Origin of the sequence: Sulfitobacter guttiformis, from assembly GCF_003610455.1 — a bacterium.
In the GTDB taxonomy this organism is placed as follows: Bacteria; Pseudomonadota; Alphaproteobacteria; order Rhodobacterales; family Rhodobacteraceae; genus Sulfitobacter; species Sulfitobacter guttiformis.
Window position 1 is genome coordinate 2,404,338 of sequence record NZ_RAQK01000001.1, and the last position, 18,070, is coordinate 2,422,407.

15 protein-coding genes and 1 tRNA gene are annotated in these 18,070 nt (G+C 54.9%); 10 read left to right on the plus strand and 6 right to left on the minus strand.

Annotation, left to right across the window (positions count from 1 at the left end; all coding sequences use genetic code 11):
• Positions 1-453 precede the first annotated feature (453 nt).
• A complete protein-coding gene (gene nhaC, locus C8N30_RS11680; protein ID WP_025061156.1) occupies positions 454-1,947 on the minus strand; it encodes a Na+/H+ antiporter NhaC in 1,494 nt (497 codons plus the stop codon).
• Positions 1,948-2,540: 593 nt separating this feature from the next.
• Between nhaC and C8N30_RS11685 the strand changes: the two genes are divergently transcribed.
• From C8N30_RS11685 to C8N30_RS11715, 7 genes are all read left to right on the plus strand, one after another.
• Positions 2,541-4,376 (plus strand): GMC family oxidoreductase, encoded by a 1,836-nt coding sequence (locus C8N30_RS11685; protein WP_025061157.1) that lies wholly within the window; start codon positions 2,541-2,543, stop codon positions 4,374-4,376.
• A 227-nt stretch (positions 4,377-4,603) separates the two neighbouring features.
• On the plus strand, positions 4,604-5,677 hold the full coding sequence (locus tag C8N30_RS11690; RefSeq protein WP_025061158.1) for an ABC transporter substrate-binding protein: 1,074 nt from the start codon (positions 4,604-4,606) through the stop codon (positions 5,675-5,677).
• An 11-nt stretch (positions 5,678-5,688) separates the two neighbouring features.
• Complete coding sequence (locus tag C8N30_RS11695; protein ID WP_025061159.1) at positions 5,689-7,257, plus strand: sugar ABC transporter ATP-binding protein; 1,569 nt, start codon at positions 5,689-5,691, stop codon at positions 7,255-7,257.
• A complete protein-coding gene (locus tag C8N30_RS11700) occupies positions 7,254-8,189 on the plus strand; it encodes an ABC transporter permease (RefSeq protein WP_025061160.1) in 936 nt (311 codons plus the stop codon). Before C8N30_RS11695 ends, C8N30_RS11700 begins: the two co-directional genes overlap by 4 nt.
• Positions 8,186-9,175, plus strand: coding sequence for an ABC transporter permease (locus C8N30_RS11705; RefSeq protein WP_025061161.1), 990 nt, complete (start codon positions 8,186-8,188; stop codon positions 9,173-9,175). The genes C8N30_RS11700 and C8N30_RS11705 overlap by 4 nt, the downstream gene beginning before the upstream one ends.
• Positions 9,176-9,199: 24 nt before the next feature.
• Positions 9,200-9,961: an alpha/beta hydrolase gene (locus C8N30_RS11710; protein WP_025061162.1), complete on the plus strand. Its 762-nt coding sequence runs from the start codon at positions 9,200-9,202 to the stop codon at positions 9,959-9,961.
• A 599-nt stretch (positions 9,962-10,560) separates the two neighbouring features.
• A complete protein-coding gene (locus tag C8N30_RS11715; RefSeq protein ID WP_198021465.1) occupies positions 10,561-11,655 on the plus strand; it encodes a sensor histidine kinase in 1,095 nt (364 codons plus the stop codon).
• Between the two features lie 432 nt (positions 11,656-12,087).
• Here C8N30_RS11715 and C8N30_RS11720 read toward each other — a convergent pair whose 3' ends face one another.
• The 3 genes from C8N30_RS11720 to C8N30_RS11730 all read right to left on the minus strand — a co-directional run bounded on the left by C8N30_RS11720 (position 12,088) and on the right by C8N30_RS11730 (position 15,274).
• Positions 12,088-12,684 (minus strand): SDR family oxidoreductase, encoded by a 597-nt coding sequence (locus tag C8N30_RS11720; protein WP_037967767.1) that lies wholly within the window; start codon positions 12,682-12,684, stop codon positions 12,088-12,090.
• A gap of 81 nt (positions 12,685-12,765) precedes the next feature.
• The gene (locus C8N30_RS11725; RefSeq protein ID WP_037967768.1) at positions 12,766-13,854 is read right to left on the minus strand and encodes an alkene reductase; all 1,089 of its coding nucleotides are present in this window, start codon (positions 13,852-13,854) and stop codon (positions 12,766-12,768) included.
• 40 nt (positions 13,855-13,894) lie between these two features.
• A complete protein-coding gene (locus tag C8N30_RS11730) occupies positions 13,895-15,274 on the minus strand; it encodes an NAD-dependent succinate-semialdehyde dehydrogenase (RefSeq protein ID WP_025061164.1) in 1,380 nt (459 codons plus the stop codon).
• 486 nt (positions 15,275-15,760) lie between these two features.
• Here C8N30_RS11730 and C8N30_RS19810 point away from each other — a divergent pair, with 486 nt between their 5' ends.
• From C8N30_RS19810 to C8N30_RS11745, 3 genes are all read left to right on the plus strand, one after another.
• The gene (locus tag C8N30_RS19810) at positions 15,761-15,886 is read left to right on the plus strand and encodes a hypothetical protein (protein ID WP_269667551.1); all 126 of its coding nucleotides are present in this window, start codon (positions 15,761-15,763) and stop codon (positions 15,884-15,886) included.
• Between the two features lie 97 nt (positions 15,887-15,983).
• A complete protein-coding gene (locus C8N30_RS11740) occupies positions 15,984-16,316 on the plus strand; it encodes a hypothetical protein (protein ID WP_051567099.1) in 333 nt (110 codons plus the stop codon).
• Complete coding sequence (locus C8N30_RS11745) at positions 16,295-16,813, plus strand: hypothetical protein (RefSeq protein ID WP_147419690.1); 519 nt, start codon at positions 16,295-16,297, stop codon at positions 16,811-16,813. The genes C8N30_RS11740 and C8N30_RS11745 overlap by 22 nt, the downstream gene beginning before the upstream one ends.
• Positions 16,814-16,933: 120 nt before the next feature.
• Here the strand turns inward: C8N30_RS11745 and C8N30_RS11750 are convergent.
• Together C8N30_RS11750 and C8N30_RS11755 are read right to left on the minus strand one after the other, a co-directional pair.
• A tRNA-Arg gene (locus C8N30_RS11750) sits at positions 16,934-17,010 on the minus strand.
• Between the two features lie 54 nt (positions 17,011-17,064).
• Positions 17,065-18,066, minus strand: coding sequence for a glycosyltransferase family 2 protein (locus C8N30_RS11755; RefSeq protein WP_051567102.1), 1,002 nt, complete (start codon positions 18,064-18,066; stop codon positions 17,065-17,067).
• Positions 18,067-18,070: the final 4 nt, after the last annotated feature.

An 18,070-nucleotide genomic window follows, 5' to 3' on the forward strand; every position in this document is an offset into this window, starting at 1 on the left:
CCTCATACTGGCTTGATGATCTGCCTCCCCACCGTTATTGGCGCCAGAGAAATGCGACTTTTATACCATCCGCTCTTTTTCGCGCGCTGCCTTTCCCCACCGTTCCTTGCCGGATTCGGAAACCGACCAGTAAGCCTGTATATTTCAACGCGTAAGTGACGAAAGTTTAGTTTAGTTTTGAAAGTCAGTCTTGGGTCAAGTCTTCCTCGCCCTCTTTCTTCTTTCACGCCGCTTCGGCAGTACCGGCTTGGAAGTGAAAGCTGTAGTTGCAGATATCCAGGATGTGGAAGCCGTGGGTTAAATGATCGCCCATTCGCTGAAGCCGCTCCGATATCCCGTTTCAAATAATGACCGACAAGCTGTGAGACGGGAAGTTATATGGAAAAAATACCGGGCCCAGTGATACAGGCCCGGCATTTTCAGAAAACTCTAATTAGCATTGTCTCAGTTTGATTAGGTTTCTGCCGTCTCGTCATAGGCAAGCTCGTGGTCGCCGAGATCCATGATCACTTCGTCCTGCTTTGCCCATTCAGCACGGTCTTCATCTGTCGCCATTGGCGAAAATAGCCCGGTAACTGCATAGAACATCCCAATCACGGGCGCAGTCCAGCATGCAAAGGCAAGAGGGATATAAAGCAGGTTGGTCAAGTTTCCATCCATAACGCCCAAACCAAGAGCGGAGATCACGAAAGCGCCACCCGCATTCCAGGGAATTAAGGGGCTCATCATTGTGCCGCCTTCCTCAACTGCGCGACTAAGATTGAGCGTAGAGTAGCCCATACCACGGTAAAGCGGTGCATACATCCGGCCGGGCAGCGCGATTGAGATATACGGATCGCCTGCTACCATGTTCGTCGCAAACGCTGTGCCAATCGCCGACGTTTGCACCGCAGCGAAGCTTTTCACACGGCTGATGATCGCCATGATGATGGCCTCAAGGCAGCCTGTCCGCTCTAGTGCGCCGCCAAATCCCAGCGCAATCAGCATGAGTGATATCGTCCACATCATGGACTGAATGCCGCCAGTATTAAGCAAGCTGTCGATGTCGGCGATGCCGGTGTCGATCGAGTATCCGGACTGTGCAAAAGCAAACACGTCATGTAGGCCAGCGCCTTGCCAGAAAATTGCGACGATAGCACCCGCCACTACACCAAGAAAGAGCGATGGCAGCGGTGGTTTTTTCATCAACGCAAGACCCACGACTACAAAGGCCGGAAGAAGGGGAACAAGGCCAAGGTTAAACCGCTCATTCAGTCCCGCCGTGATCTGATTGATACTGGTGACATCGCCAACGCTGTCGTCAATCAGAAAAAATCCAACTGCAATATATATTACGAGTGCAATAACCATAGCTGGAATCGTCGTCGGCAACATATTCTTGATATGGTCGAAGACATTGGTGCCAGTGACTGCGGGCGCCAGATTCGTAGTATCAGAAAGCGGCGATACCTTGTCGCCGAAGAACGCACCGGAAACAACGGCGCCTGCAGTCCAATATGCGGGAATACCGAAGCCAGCGCCAATTCCCATCAGGGCGAGGCCAATTGTGCCGACTGTACCCCAGCTCGTCCCGAGAGACAGCGACACAACAGCACAAAGGATCATTGCAGCAGCCAGAAATATGGAAGGTGTCAGCAGTGTAAGGCCGTAATAAATCAGCGTTGGCACGGTGCCTGATGCGATCCAGACGCCGATAATCATGCCGACCACGATCAAAACGGCGAGAGAAGGCATTGATACATGGATGACGTGAAAAATACCTTCGCGAATATCCAGCCAGCCCTGTCCGCGCAGCACGCCCAGTAAGGAAGTTATAGCGAGGCCCAGTATCAGCGGAATATGAGGAGTGAAATCGCCGTAGTAAAACAATTGAAGCGCCAGCAATCCCAGCGTCAAAATAACTGGCAAAAGCGCCAGAGGCAAAGATGGAAGCTCTTTTTTGTGCATCGTTTCTGTGTCCCTTTTTCTATGCTAGTCATGCAACGAAAAGCGTATGTTTGTTTCATCACAATGTGCTCTGCTTTAGACCATAGCGCTTTGGGTTTTATTGTCAAAATCGTCCCCGTTGGACCCGTGATTGTGTCGATCGTTTGAAACCGTAAAGGTTTGTAAAACTCGTCTTAACCGTATTGAGATGTTGGAAATGCATTAATTCCGCTGCGTCTTTAATTGTGGCCTCCTACTGGCCCAGAGCGGAGATTGCTCATTCGACCATACGCCGCACGGCAGCTGCACCCGATGTGTTTTTATCTGCGGGAATGGTAGGTTAGTATGCTCGGATCTGTGTGGCCCTTCAGGCTTGCAGCCCGATTTAGGAGCCGCACAACCAGCCTGTTGAAGGCGCGCGCCGAAATCCGCTGACCGGCCAGTTTTAGGAAAAGCCGTATTTCCGACACTGACTTGAAGGGCCGGGATTTGAAGTGGTGTAGTGCTTGCTTGGAATCGTTTTGTTGCGCAACATGATCCGCAGAGACGCACCGTACCGGTGTGTTGTGGGGATACCTGCACAAACGCGGGGGCCCACCGGGAGGATATCAAACATGTCAGATACCTATGATTTTATTATTGTCGGCGGCGGCTCCGCAGGGGCGGTGATTGCAACCAGGCTGAGCGCCGATCCTGCGTGCCGCGTTGCGCTGGTCGAGGCGGGTGGCACGCCACCCGATCACGAAATGATGCCCGCCGCAGTGGCGAGCTTGCAACTCGATCCGCAAGTCGACTGGATGTACACCGCCGATCCGGGCAATGCCGGTCTGGGGCTAGTGGACAACTTGATGCCGGTGCCCCGCGGCAAGATGCTGGGCGGCTCTTCGGGCTTGAATTACATGGCATATGTACGCGGGCACCCCGGTGATTTTAACGCTTGGGCCGAGGGTGGCGCAGAGGGCTGGAGCTATGCCGACGTGCTGCCCTATTTTATCAAGAGCGAGGATCTGGCACCGAGCAACGAAATTTCCGTCGACAGCGAAGCGCATGGCACCGGCGGCCCGTTGGGCGTTTCAGTGCGCTCGCCGGTAATTCCGGCTTCGCGTGATTTTGTGAAGGCTGCGGGTAGCACAGGCATCCCCACGGGTGATTACAATGGGCGCGACCGCGGCGGACCTGCCGGTGTCGCATCGCTCTTTCAAACGACGACCCGCAAAGGGATGAGGTCGAGCACATACCGCGCGTTTTTGGCAGGTGAGGCCGAGAGTCGTGAGAACCTTATGATCATCACCCATGCCCATGTCACCCGAATCTTGTTGTCAGATGGCGACGAAAACTTGACCGCGACTGGAGTTGAATACCGTGATGCACAGGGGGCAGTCCACCAGATCAGCGCCGCGCGCGAAGTGGTCCTGAGTGCTGGGGCTGTTGGTTCGCCACAAATCCTGATGCTGTCGGGCATTGGGCCGCGCCGCGAGATAGAGGCGGTAGATATCGAATGCCGCCACGAATTGCCGGCCGTGGGCAAGAACCTGAAGGACCATCTGCATTGCCCCTTGTTCTTCCCCGCTGCTGGCATCGGCATTCCAATTGCCGAGGTTGGTGTATCCGCAGGACCGGATGCCTTGCGCGCACCCGCAGGGCCGCTGCCCGCTGATCCGGCCGATGATGCGAAGATGTCACCCGAACTTGCCGGTCTCAAGGCAGAGGCAGAGCGGCGAATAGGCCAGTGGATGGAGACAGGCGAAAGTCTTGTGTCCTCGTCACTGTACGATGCGGTTGCGTTCTTTTCGACCGGATTGGGCGATGCGCACAGCCATGATGCGCAGATTGGATATGTGCCCTGCGGCTATGATGCGGGCCTGTTGCAGGACCGGCTGCGAATTGACCTCTCTACGTTCTTTGAGAACTCGGAAAAGACATTGGCCGCAGATCAGGAGAACATGATTCTGCTGGCGAACCCTGTTTTGCCGCATAGTAAGGGCGAAATCGTACTGGCAAGCTCAGACTCTGGCGAAGCACCAATCATCCGGATGAACTATTACACCGATCCTCATGACCTCAAGGTGATGGTCGCTGTAATGCGCAAAGGTCTCGAGATTGCCGCGAACTGGCCCGGCGATATCAAACCCGGACCGCTGAACGTGCCGCCAGCACTTGCCAAAAAGCACGGGTACAAAACGGGCGAGAGACCCAGTGACGCGCTACTGGAGAACATGGCGCTTCATTACTCGACCACCGTCTATCACCTTTGCTCGACTTGCCGCATGGGGGATGTTGTGGATTCAACACTCAGGGTTCACGGAGTTGCAAACCTTCGGATCGCGGACGCAAGCATTATGCCCGATATTATCAGCGGCAACACCAACGCGACCGCAATTATGATTGGTGAAAAAGCATCCGATATGATCGCAGCATATCACGCAGTGCAAACCGCATCTGCCGCATAGGCGCTGAGGCGGGGCATTCTGCCCCGAAGCGGATTAGATGATTTGCGCGGGTCGGTGCCATCAGGGACTGACCCGCGTGAGATGATCGCATGTACCAGAGCAACTTTTTCTGAGGGGCGATAGGTGCTTATCAAGACGCTTGATTTAAAAATAGAAGTTGGCAAGACTGATATCGGAGGATGCGCCGCAAAAAAAATGCGCACCTTTTGTCCTTGGGAGGGGAACACATGAAAAATTCAACACGTGCGGCGGGATTCGCTGCGGCAATCGGCTTTGGCGTGCTGGCTGCATTTGCGCAGCCAGTTCAGGCCAAGGATCTGCTAGCGGCCGGTTTGATGGACCCCACCACTGATGCGATGACAGAGGCGGGGGCGTTCAAGTCTGAAGGCCCCTGGACAATCGGCATGTCGTTTCCGGGGCTTGGGAACACTTGGATCGTCCAGATGATACAGGAAACGAAATTCGAAGCCGCGCAAAGCGAAGGCATCGAAGAGTTCGTGTTTATCGAAGCAGGCTGGCAGCCCGCTAAGCAGGTTGCCGATCTGGAAGATCTGATTGCGCGCAAGGTTGATGCAATCATTGTTGCCCCCATCGCGCCTGCCGTTGTGCAAAAGCAGGTCGAGGCAGCAGTGGCAGCGGGCATTCCGGTAATCACCTATGGCTCTTCCGAGGGATTGTTGCCCTCCGCGGTCGAATTGAATCTCGGGGGTAAGACATTCGGCCAGCAGGGTGGCGAATGGCTGCGCGAAAAGCTGGGCGGTGAAGGCACGATTTGGGTGTTCCGCGGCATTGCTGGCGCAAACGAGGATACGCTGCGTTATGATGGCATGGTAGAAGCGCTCGCCGGTAGCAACATCACAATCGGCTCCGAGGTATTCGGCGACTGGAACTATACCAAGGGTAAGCAACTATGTGAAAATCTGGTCTTGTCGGGCCAGCCCGTCGACGGGATTTGGTTCTCGGGCGCGGACATGACGCGCGCGTGTATCGATGTATTCAATGACATCGGCAAGCCGCTCGTGCCGATGACAGGAGAGGGTAACAACGGATTTTTGCGTATCTGGTCGGAGAATGAACTCGACAGTGTCGCGCCCATCTATACTCCCGGTATCGGACCCGCACTGGTGCGTGCGACAATTGCGCTGCTCGAGGGTGAGCAACTCAATAAAAGCTATTATTCGGATCCCGCACCTATCACCAACGAAACGCTCAAGGACTTTTACCGTGCGGATCTGAGCGATGCGTTCTGGGTCACCTCGACCCTGCCGGACGCGGAAGTTAACGAACAGTTCAAACGCTGATTGCGCGGTAGATGACGCAAGCGGCGTCCCTGAAGACAGTGCAGGCGGGCAGGGGCGCGCCTGTACTGGTATCGTTCAACGCGGTCAGCAAGCGGTTCGGCTCGACCGTGGCGCTCGCTGGTGTGACGCTTGAGGCAGTGGGCGGTAGCGTCCATGCTGTCACTGGTGAGAACGGTGCGGGCAAATCGACATTGATGAACCTGCTGGCGGGCGTGCTGCGCCCTGACGAGGGCACAATTGCCCTGTCGGGCAGACCTGTCGTGCTCGACAGTCCCGGTGCCGCCCGCGCCCAAGGGGTCTCGACAATTTTTCAGGAGCTGACGCTGCTGCCAAACCTTACTGTTGCCGAGAACCTGTTTCTGGGCCGCGAGCCGCGGCGTTTTGGCCTGACCGACACTGGCGAGATGCGAAAACGCGCCAGGGCTGCTCTCGCCAGATTGGACAGTAGTATTTCAGTGGATAGTTTCTGCGGGATGCTTTCAGTCGGAGAGCAGCAGATGGTGGAGATTGCCAAAGGAATCGTGGCGCAGGCTGACATCTTTATCCTCGACGAACCGACTGCCGCGCTCAATGCTCCAGAAGTACAAAAGCTGGCGGAATTGATTGCCGTGCTGCGGGCCGAGGGAAAACTGATCTTCTATATCAGCCACCGGTTGGAAGAGATTTTTAATTTTTGTGACACTGTATCCGTGATGAAAGACGGGCAGCTGGTGGCGACCCACCCGACGGCGGCGATTGACCGTGACACACTGATTTCGTTGATGGTTGGGCGCGAACTTGGACAGTTGTTTCCGCCTCGTAACACGAGCATCGAGCAGCGAGGTACAGTGCTCGAAATGCGCGGTATTGCAACGACTGCCTTTGATGCGCGGGTATCTTTTGCTCTGGCGCGGGGCGAAATTCTGGGTCTTGCGGGATTGGAGGGGCAAGGCCAGCGGGCACTTATTCGCGCTGTGTCCGGGCTTGAGCCGCCTATAGACGGAAGTGTGACAAAGATTGCCGCAAACGGTGCGCGGTCGTTGTTGCAAAGCAGCGTTGTCGCAACCGCCCGTGCAGGCATCGGCTTTATCCCCGAGGACCGCAAGACAGAAGGGCTTTACCTGCCTTTGTCTATCGCAACGAACATCACTCTGGGAATGTTGCGCGAGCAATCGGTATGGTCCCGAGCGCGGGTCGCCGCTGGCGAGATTGAGACGCAGATGAAAAACATGCGAGTGGCTGCCGCCAGCACACAGCAGATCGTAGGCGCGCTTTCAGGTGGCAATCAGCAAAAGGTGATGATCGGACGCTGGCTTGCCTCGAAGGTGGATGTTTTGCTGATCGAAGAGCCCACACGCGGTGTGGACGTTGGCGCCAAGGCCGAGATTTATGCATTGCTGCGCGCCTTTACCGATGCCGGCGGTGCCATTCTCATTACATCAAGTGAGCTGACGGAGGTGATCGGCCTGTGTGACCGCATCGCCGTTGTGCGCGAGGGTGCGTTGGTCGCTGAATTCGCAGGCATCGACGCGACAGAGCAGATCATTATGCACGCGGCCCTGACCGGATCGCAAACACACCCGCAGGAGTTGCCGCAATGACATTCAGCCAAATTATGAGATTCCCGGGGCGATCCGGTTTGGGAATTGTGGCGATCGGTTTACCAGTCGTGATGTTTATCACCATCGCATTTGCCACGCCTAATTTTTTGACCGTCCAGAACATGTCGAATGTGAATGCTCAGATCGCGGCGCTATTGATTGTTTCGCTGGGGCAGATGATCGTGGCGATCAGCGGCGGTATTGATTTGTCTGTGGGATCGGTGGTGAGCCTGACAAGTGCCATCATCGTTTCTGTTGATCCGGCCCTTGCGGTGCCGCTGGCACTGGCGGCGGGATTGCTGATCGGGCTGGTCAACGGCGTTGGGGTTGCTGTGTTTTCGGTGCACCCACTGGTTATGACACTGGCCAGCATGACTTTCTTGCAAGGGCTTGCCCTGTTGATCCTGCCGGTGCCGGGCGGAAATGTGCCGGACTTCCTCGAGGCGATGGTCGGGTTCAAGCTGTGGGGGATGCCTGCAGCGTTCTTTTGGTGTTTATGTTTTACGGTGCTGGCGGCGGTTCTACTGAGCAAGACCCGCTTTGGCCTGCGCCTGTTTGCGATCGGTGCGAACCCCGAGAGCGCGGCGCGCAACGGCGTTAATGTCAGGGCCAGCCGCATAGCCTGTTACGTTCTATGCTCACTTGCGGGTGTGATGGCAGGGTTGTTCCTCGCCGCGCGTGTAGCTTCAGCTGATGCAACACTCGGGGCGGCTTTTGGCCTTGAATCCGTCACTGCCATCGCGCTGGGCGGTGTCCAGCTTGCGGGTGGTATCGGCAGCGTGCCGGGTGTGATTGCGGGTACTATCGCGCTGGGCCTTATGACGAACGGGATGAACCTGATCGGTGTGTCGCCGTTTATCCGTGCAGCAGCAACAGGCGCGCTGTTGCTGGTGGCGATCAGCCTTCAGCCGCGAAGGACAATCGGCGTATGAGTGCCGCGCAACAAACAGGTGCGAACCGGACGGGCGCACATCGAAATTCGGTGTGGCGCAACGTTGCGGGATTGGTGTTCAGTCTGCCGTTTGCCTATCTCGGGACGGTGTTGCTGTTGGTTTTTGCGTATTTCACCCGGCCCACTCTTTTGTCTCCGCTGCTGCTTTTGCTGATCTTGCGACAGGCGGCGCCACTGGGCCTTGCTGTGATCGGGCAGGCGCTTTGTATGCGGGTGCTTTCGCTTGACCTGTCCATCGGGGGAGTGATCGTCGCAGTGAGCTATATCCTCACTAGCGGGGTGCTGCCATTTTCCGATCCGGTGCTTATCATCGCCTGTATAGCGTTCGGCGTATGTATCGGTCTGATCAACGCGTTTTTCATTACCCGCCTAAGAGCATCCTCGGTCATCGTAACGCTCGCGATGGCGATGATACTGACGGGCATTGTCATTTCGATGGGACAATTCCGTGCCCCTGGTGATGCGCCGGAAATACTGCAGTATCTGGGACAAAAGCGGATCGGTATTGTACCGGTCGCCTTATTGGTCTGGATCGCGTTGATGGTGCCTGCTGCGCTGTTTCTACGGCTCTCTGTTTTTGGCCGCTATGTTGATGCCATCGGGGCCAATCCCGGTGCAGCGTGGGCTTCGGGCATCCCTTATGTGCGTGTCGTCACCATCGTGCATGTGCTGTCGAGCCTGTTTGCCGTATTCAGCGGGATGCTCCTCGTTGGATTTGTCGGAGTTGGCAGCATGGATATCGGCGGCGACCTCCCGCTGATTTCACTCGCTGCGGTCATTTTGGGAGGGGTTACTTTCGGAGCTGGCAAAGGGGGTGTGTTGGGCCCCGCAGTTGCGGCCTTTATGCTTACCTTCAGCTTCAATTTGCTGACCAGTCTGGGCTTGGGCGAGCCAGGCAAACTTATGCTGCAAGGCGCGATTATCGCAGGCGCTGCGATGATTTATGCTGCGCGGCGCGACGCATAGAAACCGGAAATAAAGGACAAGGTCATGACAGCATATCTGAAAGGCGCGGAGCCATTTGAATTCACCGGTAGCCGTGCATCGGTCCTGGTGCTGCACGGCTTCACCGGCACGACCCAAAGCATGCGGTATCTTGGCGAAGAATTGCACCGCAGGTTCGGCTTTAGCGTGCTGGGGCCATGTTTGCCGGGACACGGCACATCACCCGACGAGATGGAGAAGACAGATTATAGGGATTGGGTGGGCGCGGCGGAGGATGCGCTGCGTGATCTGGCGAGCCGCGGTGATCCTGTTTTTGTGACGGGATTATCGATGGGCGGTATGCTTACACTCGGGCTGGCAGCGCAATTTGGCGATCTGCTTTCGGGGATTGCACCGATCAATGCGATTGCAGGTGTAAACGACGGAGGGCTCGCCGAGGTGGTGATGACGCGCAATATGCCGGAACGCGTTCCTGGTATTGGCTCCGATATCAAGGCGGCGGGGGTTGAGGAACTGGCTTACGCCGAGGTGCCTACCGCCTGTTTACGCAGTGTGTATTTGGCGCAGGCCGCGATTGGTGATATTTTGCACAAGGTGGTGTGCCCAACGCTGGTGATCCAGTCGCGGGAGGACCATGTGGTGCATCCGGATAATGCCTACCGGATCATGCGCAAGATTAATGCGGTAGACCGCCGGTTGCTGTGGCTCGAAGAATCGTATCATGTGGCCACACTGGATAACGACAAGGCTTTCATCGCTCAGCAGATCGGGGCGTTCGTTGACGGGATACTTGCTAGGGCAGAATAGCTCTTTACCCTATGTTTAGGCCTGCGCGATAAAATCTTTCCCAGACGGTTTGGTTTGCGGGATGCTCTATGGCGCTGCGTTGTGTTCAGTGGCACGTTTGTTATTTTCTGATGCTTGTCGCGGCATTCCCGGTTGTGTCCGCCGCTGACAACACTTCGCTGCGGATGGACTACAATGCATTCGATCACTCGACTTTTTTCAGTCCCGACCGCATTGAACCGGAACCGCCAACGCATAGAGGAGATGTTGCGGGTGCTATTGCCCACACCACAACAGGCGAGGTCGTTGCTGGCGAAATCACCTTAGCTAATATTTCCACTCGAAGTCCCGCGATTGTAGATGAGCAAAAAGTTGCAGGAGCATCCTCGCAAGATTCCGAACAGACCGGTGATTTGACGACACGGTTTGGCGTTGTAAAGGAGAGACAGTGGCTCCGTCAGCGGCTGGTTTCTCCACACGGGATAATGAGCTATCCGTTTTTTTGGTGGTTGGTCGCGTCCTGCACGCTGATTATTTTGCTGTCAGTGTTTTTAGTGTGCCAGGCTGCTACATACAGAAAACGTCTAGAAAATTCGCAACAGGACAGCAAACTCAATAGCTTGCTGGTAAGTGCTCTTGACCAGATTGCAGCTTCCATCGTCATTTACGACAGTGATTTGCTGGCAATCCATTGGAACGCCGGGTTCGAGCGGGCATTCCCGAGCCTGATCCCTGACTTCGAAAATGGAAAGTCGATGCCCGAAATGATCGCGCAATCCTATCGTGACGGGACAATCCAGTCAGACATGACCGACACGGAGATAGACTGTTTTGTCGATGGACTCATCGAAAAAATGCGAGACGGCACTTCGCCAACGCGGACTGTCAGGTTGGGTGCGGGACAGGCGTTCGAAGCGCGCGATTTCAAAGTGGGAGCAAATAATTATGCCTCGATAAGAGTGGACGTGACGCGTTTGCAGGATCAACAGGATACGATAGCCGATCAGGCGAAGCGGCTGGAAATCGTGAACGGTCAATTGCAATCCTTCGCGTTTATTGCCGCGCATGATCTGCGTGCACCCCTCTATCAGCAACAAGCGCTGATGGGGTTTATCGTGGAGGATATGGCAGAAGCAAGGATCACGGTACCTCCCGAGGTTCAGGCAAATTGGACTGTGATCGAGGCGCTTTCGGGTAGGATGATGGTGCTGATAAAAGACCTGTTGGCGTTTGCGCAGGCAGAGGTGAAAGATCAACCAAAAGATCTGGTTTCTCCGTCGAAACGTCTGGAGGATATTGTGGCGTTGGTTAATCAGAAAGCTGGTTTTGAAGTAGTGATAGCGCCTGATATGCCTGAAGTGCTGGTCAACGCGACCGCGTTTGACACCGTCATGCGCAACCTCATCTCGAACGGAATAAAACATCACGACAAGCAGAAGGGGAGGGTAACAGTTCGCGGGCAGGTGGATGGAGCGTTTGTTCGGATCAGCGTAGAAGATGATGGTGTAGGTATTCCATCGCAACATATCGGCACAATTTTTGAGCCGTTCAAACGTTTAAGCGCATCTGGAGATGGTATCGGGCTGGGTCTGGCTCACATCAAGAAAACAGTCGAGGCGTGGGGCGGCAGTGTATCGGTCACGCCTCTGATGCCCCGTGGAAGTGTCTTTGCGATTACAATTCCCAACCACCGCCTGACCTTGATCTCATCTTAAATGCCATTTGCAAGGGTAACTGGCTGACTTATCAATCGCTAATATCTGCTGCGAAACCGAAACCATTTGGCCGGTGATTTGCGTTCCGACGATTTCGAATGTTCGGTCGCATCGTTGAAAAAATTACTACCGCCACATGTCGCAATAAAAGTGACATATGCTACTGACGTTAGACCGCATTAGCGGACGTGGCTCGTTTAAAATATTAGATTATTGTCATCGCTTGCCCCTTTGAAATGCGGTGAATGCGTCGGCTGTGGAGCGAATTGAAGATAATCATATATTGTACCAGCAAGCGAGGTGATGACAGTGTGTTCAACTAGGCTCCGCCACTCTATCCAACCGGCGATGACGGCATCAGAAAGATCGCAATGTTATTCTCGGGGCCGGGGTGTAAGAAGCGCCTGACACCCCGGCTCATGTTTCAACAGATTAAACAGATTGCATGAGCGACACTGCACCGGTCCAACTTGGATCATCGACAGCTTGTGCCAGAACAGCAGCTACATCATCGCGGGTAGCAGTTGCACCGACATCAACCTCATCGCCAAAGCGTACATCGCCTGTGCCGTCTTCATCGGTTAGACGAACGGGGCGAAGTATGGCATAGGGGATCCCTGATGCTTTGAGATGCTCGTCAGCTTCGTGTTTCGCCTGAAGATAGTGGGCGAGTTCGCTGTCCGGATCAGGCGTTTCCGCACCCACCGTACTGAGCATGACAAATCTTTGCACACCTGAAGAAGACGCGATGTCGATTAAGCGTTTCGCTCCGTCACGGTCAACTTTATCCGTCATATCAGGCCCGGTGCTACCGCCGGAACCTGCAGCAAAGATGACAGCATCACATCCTTCGCATACATCGCTTTTTAGGTCGGTAAGGTCGCCTGCGCGCAGTTCAGTACCCTGTGGTAATTGGGACGTGTCGGAACTCTCCCGTGCTAAGGCAACAGGCGAATGGCCGTTTTTGATCAGGTCGGCAACAAGGCGTGTACCGGTCTTGCCGGTGGCACCAGCGACTAGAATTTTCATGGTAAGTTCCTTTCGAATAATAGCGACCCGCAGTACATAAAAACGGCACTGCGGGTCGGGGGAGGCTGTGCCGCGCTCAGGTTAGCGGTTCAAAAACGGATAATCTGTGTATCCCTTTTCATCGCCGCCGTAGAATGTGTCCTGATCTTGCTTGTTCATATCTGCACCGGTCCGCATCCGGTCTGGCAAATCGGGGTTTGCGATAAACGGACGGCCAAAGGTCACTGCATGGGCACGCTCTTCAAGGATGGCCTCAGAGGCGGAAGACGCATCGTAACCACCGTTAGCGATGAAGAACCCAGTGTAGTGCTGCTTGAGGCGAGCAAGCAACTCACGGCCTTCGTCCTCTCCCTCGCTTCCGGGAAAGGCCTCGACGACATGAAGGTAGGCGAGCGCGCGCGCATCCAGCATCTTGTAAACTTCCGTAAACAAAGCTTCGCTGTTGCTGTCTGAAATGTCCCCAGCCTGACCCAGAGGAGAAAGGCGCACGCCGATACGGCCTTTTGGCCAGACCGCCTCAACTGCATCAAGAATTTCTTCTAACAGGCGCATCCGGTTCCCGATGGAACCGCCATAGCTGTCAGTGCGCGTGTTTACCCCGTCTTGCAAAAACTGGTCCAGAAGGTAGCCATTCGCAGCATGCAATTCGATGCCATCGAACCCTGCCTCTTTGGCGCATTTAGCCGCGTGGGCGTAATCCTTGATTATCTGTGCAATTCCTTCGGATGTTAGGGCTTCGGGCTTCGAGCACTGCTCGAAACCGTTCTCGGTGAAGGTTTGTGCGTCAGCTTGAAGATCGGATGCTGAAACGGGTGACTTTCCTTCGGGCAGCAACGATACATGACTGATGCGCCCCACATGCCAGAGTTGACAAAAAATCCGGCCGCCTCCTGAATGCACAGCGTCTGTAATTTTGGACCAGCCCGTGACGTGATCGTCAGTGTAAATGCCGGGTGTATCAAGGTATCCTTTACCGAGATCACTCACTTGCGTGGCTTCGGAAAAAATGAGGCCTGCCGAGGCGCGCTGGTTATAGTAGAGCTCCGCCATGCTGCTGGGGGTACCATCACTCTGGGAACGGTTGCGCGTAAGTGGCGCCATGAGGACGCGGTTAGGCAACTCAAGATCGCCCAGCTTAACGGGCGTAAACAAATTTGAGATCGGTGTCATAGTTATCTCGCTCTTATAAAGTTACGTGCGTTGCGGATGCTCAAGATGGCAAATAAATCGCCTTGGCATTGGTAAATTCCTTCATGCCAAAACCGCCATGCTCACGCCCAAAACCCGAATCCTTTACGCCGCCGAATGGCATATTGGGGTCCGCTGCGCCGAACGAATTGATGCGGATCATGCCCGTGTCAAAGTGGTCTCGCGCCAGCTTGATCGCTTTGTCTTCATCTTTAGTGAATATTCCGCCGCCAAGGCCGTACCGGCTGTCGTTGGCAATTTTCATGGCATCCTCATCATCTTTTGCGCGAATGATTGAGGCAACAGGGCCGAAAAGCTCCTCATCGTAAGCGGGCATACCTGGCTTTACGTCTGCCAATACGGTCGCGGGATAGTATTGTCCGGTTTCATTCTTGGGATTACCGCCACACAAAAGGGTCGCGCCAGCGGATACGCTTTTGGTCACTTGCTCGGCAATAGTTTCAAACTGGCTTACGCTCGACAGAGGTCCAAGCTGCGTATCGTCCTGAGCGGGATCGCCCATTTTGATAGCTTTCATCTGTTCGACGAAGGCTTTGGTGAAGACATCATATACAGCATCAGTCACGACAAAACGCTTTGCCGAGACGCAGGTCTCGCCGTTGTTGTAGATCCGTCCCTGCACGCAGGTTTTTACAGCCAAGTCGATATCGGCATCCTCAAGTACAAGATACGCATCGTTTGACCCCAATTCGAGTACGGACTTCTTGAGATTTTTTGTAGCAACCTGACCAATATGGCGGCCCGCGTTATCGCTACCTGTCATGGTCACGCCGCGAACATGCTTGTGCGCGATAAGCTCGTCCGAAGTGTCGTGATCAATTATAATCACTTCAAAGAGGCCCTCGGGCAATCCCGCCTTGTCGCAAATCTCCTTCAGCATCAGACCGCTACCGGTACAGATCTCGGCGTGCTTAAGGACCACCGCATTCCCCGCAATCAGGTTTGCAGCAAGAACACGCACAGGCTGATAAAGTGGGAAGTTCCACGGCTGTATGCTATATATGACACCAATCGGGCAATGCGCCACGATCCCGCGCTTCTTTCCTCCAGAGTGTTTGCGCTCTTCATCAGCAAGAGCGTCAGGTCCATGCTCGGCACTGTATTCGAACAGCCTTGCGCATAGCTCCACCTCGGTTTTGCCGTCACGCAGCAATTTGCCCATCTCTTTGGTCATAAGCGCCGCCAACTCGTCGGAATGGTCCCGGATAGCTGCAGCAATCTTGTGCAAAAACGGGGCGCGTTCGCTGTGGGTTTTCGTTTTCCAATCAAGAAATGCTGCGTGCGCAGACTCTACTTTTTCGAAAGCGGCATCCTTTGTCATGATGTCGTAGTATGCGATTTTTTCGTCTGTCGCGGGATTGATTGTGGTGATCTGTGTCATGGTAGGCCTTTCGGGTTCGTAAGACATTTAACACGGCGTGAACACGCACGCTTCATGAGCGTGGTGCTGCTATTTGTGCCGGCATTCGTTAATTAAACCTCCCGTACCCAGCAGTCGTTCCGCTCACGATGAAAGATATTCCTTCGAGAGACGCCTTGAAATCGAGGTGCAGCAGGCCACGTGCGGCCGTGCTAAGGATCTGTCTCAGAGCGAGCGGGCCGCGCAGGATGTGCCCTAAAATCTTGCCGTCCGCTGCGATGATCTTCGCGGCAAGTTTGCAGTAGCTCAACAATACAGAAAGGGAACAGGGTGGTATTTTCTGCGCGGTGTAGACCTGAGCTTGGTACATTTACCCTGTAACTCTTCGGTTCTAAGTTATGAGTTTTCACTTGGGCATGTGGTCGAACCAGCTTTTTCAACGCTCCCCCCGATAACGCTATGATGCACTAAGGCGGCTCCATACCGCCCATTGCACGAGAGCCTACCATGAACGCAGCGAGATCAGCCTTTTCGCTCCTGATGGGGCGATTGGGCCGCAAAGCCGGTTTCATCATAGGCGGCGTTTCTGCCATCTTTGGTGCGGCATTGGAAAAAATGGCGCTTTTTCCTTAAGCTTCGTATTGCTGTGTGTGGCGCCTATGGCCCTTGGGCCAGCGCTTTCGTGCTACCATTACTTTCGTTTTGCGGTTGCAGCAATTGTGAGCACTCAATGGCAGCCGCTTGCGATACTCCTGATGTTAACATCGGTGGTTTGGTGGCCGCGTTCGCGGGGCCGCACCTATTCATCATCGCAAAAGACGCCTTTGCGCCAATCCCGCTGGCGGGTGCCTATGCTGCAATCGGTCAAGTCACTGTTGTTGGGCTTGCTGGGCAATTATTTGTGCGCATGCCTGAGGTCGTTGCTACGCCAAGGCAGGCCTTTCACAACCGCATCGCTGCGTTGTCGGTGTTGAGGCAGGGGCGCGTGCGTCGCACAATGGGACTTGGCGTTGTATCAATAGGCATGATGGTTTTCTCAAGGTGCCAACCCCGCTCGCTATGATCGGAGGGGGGCTGAGCGTGGACGCGGCGGGAAATGTGATCCGCTGGAACGTGGTGGCGATGTTCGCGCCAAGTTTTCTCACCGGATTTCTGATCAAGCGTTTCTGCGCCGAGCGTGTGGCCATGGCAGGTCTTTCATTGCTGGCACTGGCGGCGGCGGTTGCGCTAAGTGGTCTGTCGGTGGATCATTCCTACATCTCGCTGGCGGTGCTTGGCGTGAGGTGGAACTTTGGCCTTATTGGCGCGACCAGCATGTTGGCCACTACGGTACCAGTACATGTAACGGCGATGGTTCAGGGGGCAAACAATACCATCATCGCCCTAGTTTCGGCGATTTGCGCTTTTGCGGCAGGGGTAATTGTGGCGAGCTTAGAGTGGCCCGTGCTTGCAGGCATCGCCATGATAAGCTTGCCCGGAGCCATGGCGGCATTTGTCTTTTCGCTGAGTGCAGCATCGTTACGGGCGCGGTGGGTATCAAGGGTAAAGTGTATGCGTTAGGGCGGACACCCAAAGGAGGGCTCAGTCTTTGCCCGAGCGCAGGGCATGTCGTTCCATCGGTGTGAAATGTAAAACCTTGCGGGCGCTTTAGTACGTTCAGGACTGAAACACTTGCAAAGGTGGCGATCCCTTGAGGACTCGAACCCCAAACCTGCAGATTAGAAATCAGCTGCTCTATCCAGTTGAGCTAAGGGACCGCTGCGGCTGTATATGCGCGATGCAGACAGGGCCATCAAGGGGGGTGTGTGTAATTACAGGCTACGAAACCACTCGGGCAGTGTGGTACGGCAGACATAATTGATGAAGGGCGGCTTAACGATGCCGCGCTTTGGGTCGCGCACGGGGTTTTCGCGGATTTGGGCATAGCCGAGTCCTTTTGCCTCGTCCCACGGCAATTCGTTGGCCGCGGCCGTTTTGCGGAAAAAGCGCGCTGCGTGGAAGCCGGGGTTGGACCAGCCGTTCACGCTCCATTCCTCGCCCACGCTGTCTGCCACAGATTGCCGCACAGCGTTTGTATCCGCCAGAGCGGCCAGATTTGCGTGCTTGAGATGAACAAAAAAGACATCCTCCGGCATCTCGAAGGGGAAATCAGCGGTTTTTCGGTAGCCACAGAACACCCCGTGCCAGCGTAATGGGATAGCTTTGCGCACCGCCCATGCCTTGCTGTAATTGCCTGTCACGCATGCAGTACTGCGATGTGCCAGCGCCATATCCGTCGGGTCGAGCGGTTTGTCGCCCTCTACCTCAGCCAGATTGAGGCCTAGAGCGAACAGTGCCGGAGCATTAGTTGTTTTGAACATCTCCTCGAAGGAACTGTAGGTGTTGGGATTCAGGCAAACCAATTCGTCTGCGTCGGTTTGGATCACCCAATCGTATAGATTTCCCAGCCCCGACTGGATCCCGTTGATCACCCGAAGGCGCACGCGGTCAAAATTCTTGAGCTGCTCGCGCGGGATAGTGATTATACTGGCGTCGGGGCAGATTTTTGCAATCTCGGGATCAAATCCGTGCGAAATGACATAGAGGTTTCGCGCACCCAGATATTTGGAATAATGGCGGTACCATTGGTCCAAGGCCCAGTAGTCGCGGTAGACCATCGTGATGGCGCAGATTTTCATATTTGTATCCTCGTCCGTCATTGGCGTAGCGTCCGCAGGCGCCGTGTTCAAGGAATTGCGCGCCAGCACGGTGAAAATCTCACTGAATGTGGTACCTGCGCTGATACAAAGGCTTGCATCGGCGCGATAGCCCACGCAT

Coding starts and splice junctions, on each gene's coding strand:
- nhaC (WP_025061156.1), bottom strand. CDS start 1,947: ATGCACAAAAAAGAGCTTCCATCTTTGCCTCTGGCGCTTTTGCCAGTT.
- C8N30_RS11685 (WP_025061157.1), top strand. CDS start 2,541: ATGTCAGATACCTATGATTTTATTATTGTCGGCGGCGGCTCCGCAGGG.
- C8N30_RS11690 (WP_025061158.1), top strand. CDS start 4,604: ATGAAAAATTCAACACGTGCGGCGGGATTCGCTGCGGCAATCGGCTTT.
- C8N30_RS11695 (WP_025061159.1), top strand. CDS start 5,689: ATGACGCAAGCGGCGTCCCTGAAGACAGTGCAGGCGGGCAGGGGCGCG.
- C8N30_RS11700 (WP_025061160.1), top strand. CDS start 7,254: ATGACATTCAGCCAAATTATGAGATTCCCGGGGCGATCCGGTTTGGGA.
- C8N30_RS11705 (WP_025061161.1), top strand. CDS start 8,186: ATGAGTGCCGCGCAACAAACAGGTGCGAACCGGACGGGCGCACATCGA.
- C8N30_RS11710 (WP_025061162.1), top strand. CDS start 9,200: ATGACAGCATATCTGAAAGGCGCGGAGCCATTTGAATTCACCGGTAGC.
- C8N30_RS11720 (WP_037967767.1), bottom strand. CDS start 12,684: ATGAAAATTCTAGTCGCTGGTGCCACCGGCAAGACCGGTACACGCCTT.
- C8N30_RS11725 (WP_037967768.1), bottom strand. CDS start 13,854: ATGACACCGATCTCAAATTTGTTTACGCCCGTTAAGCTGGGCGATCTT.
- C8N30_RS11730 (WP_025061164.1), bottom strand. CDS start 15,274: ATGACACAGATCACCACAATCAATCCCGCGACAGACGAAAAAATCGCA.
- C8N30_RS19810 (WP_269667551.1), top strand. CDS start 15,761: ATGAACGCAGCGAGATCAGCCTTTTCGCTCCTGATGGGGCGATTGGGC.
- C8N30_RS11740 (WP_051567099.1), top strand. CDS start 15,984: ATGGCAGCCGCTTGCGATACTCCTGATGTTAACATCGGTGGTTTGGTG.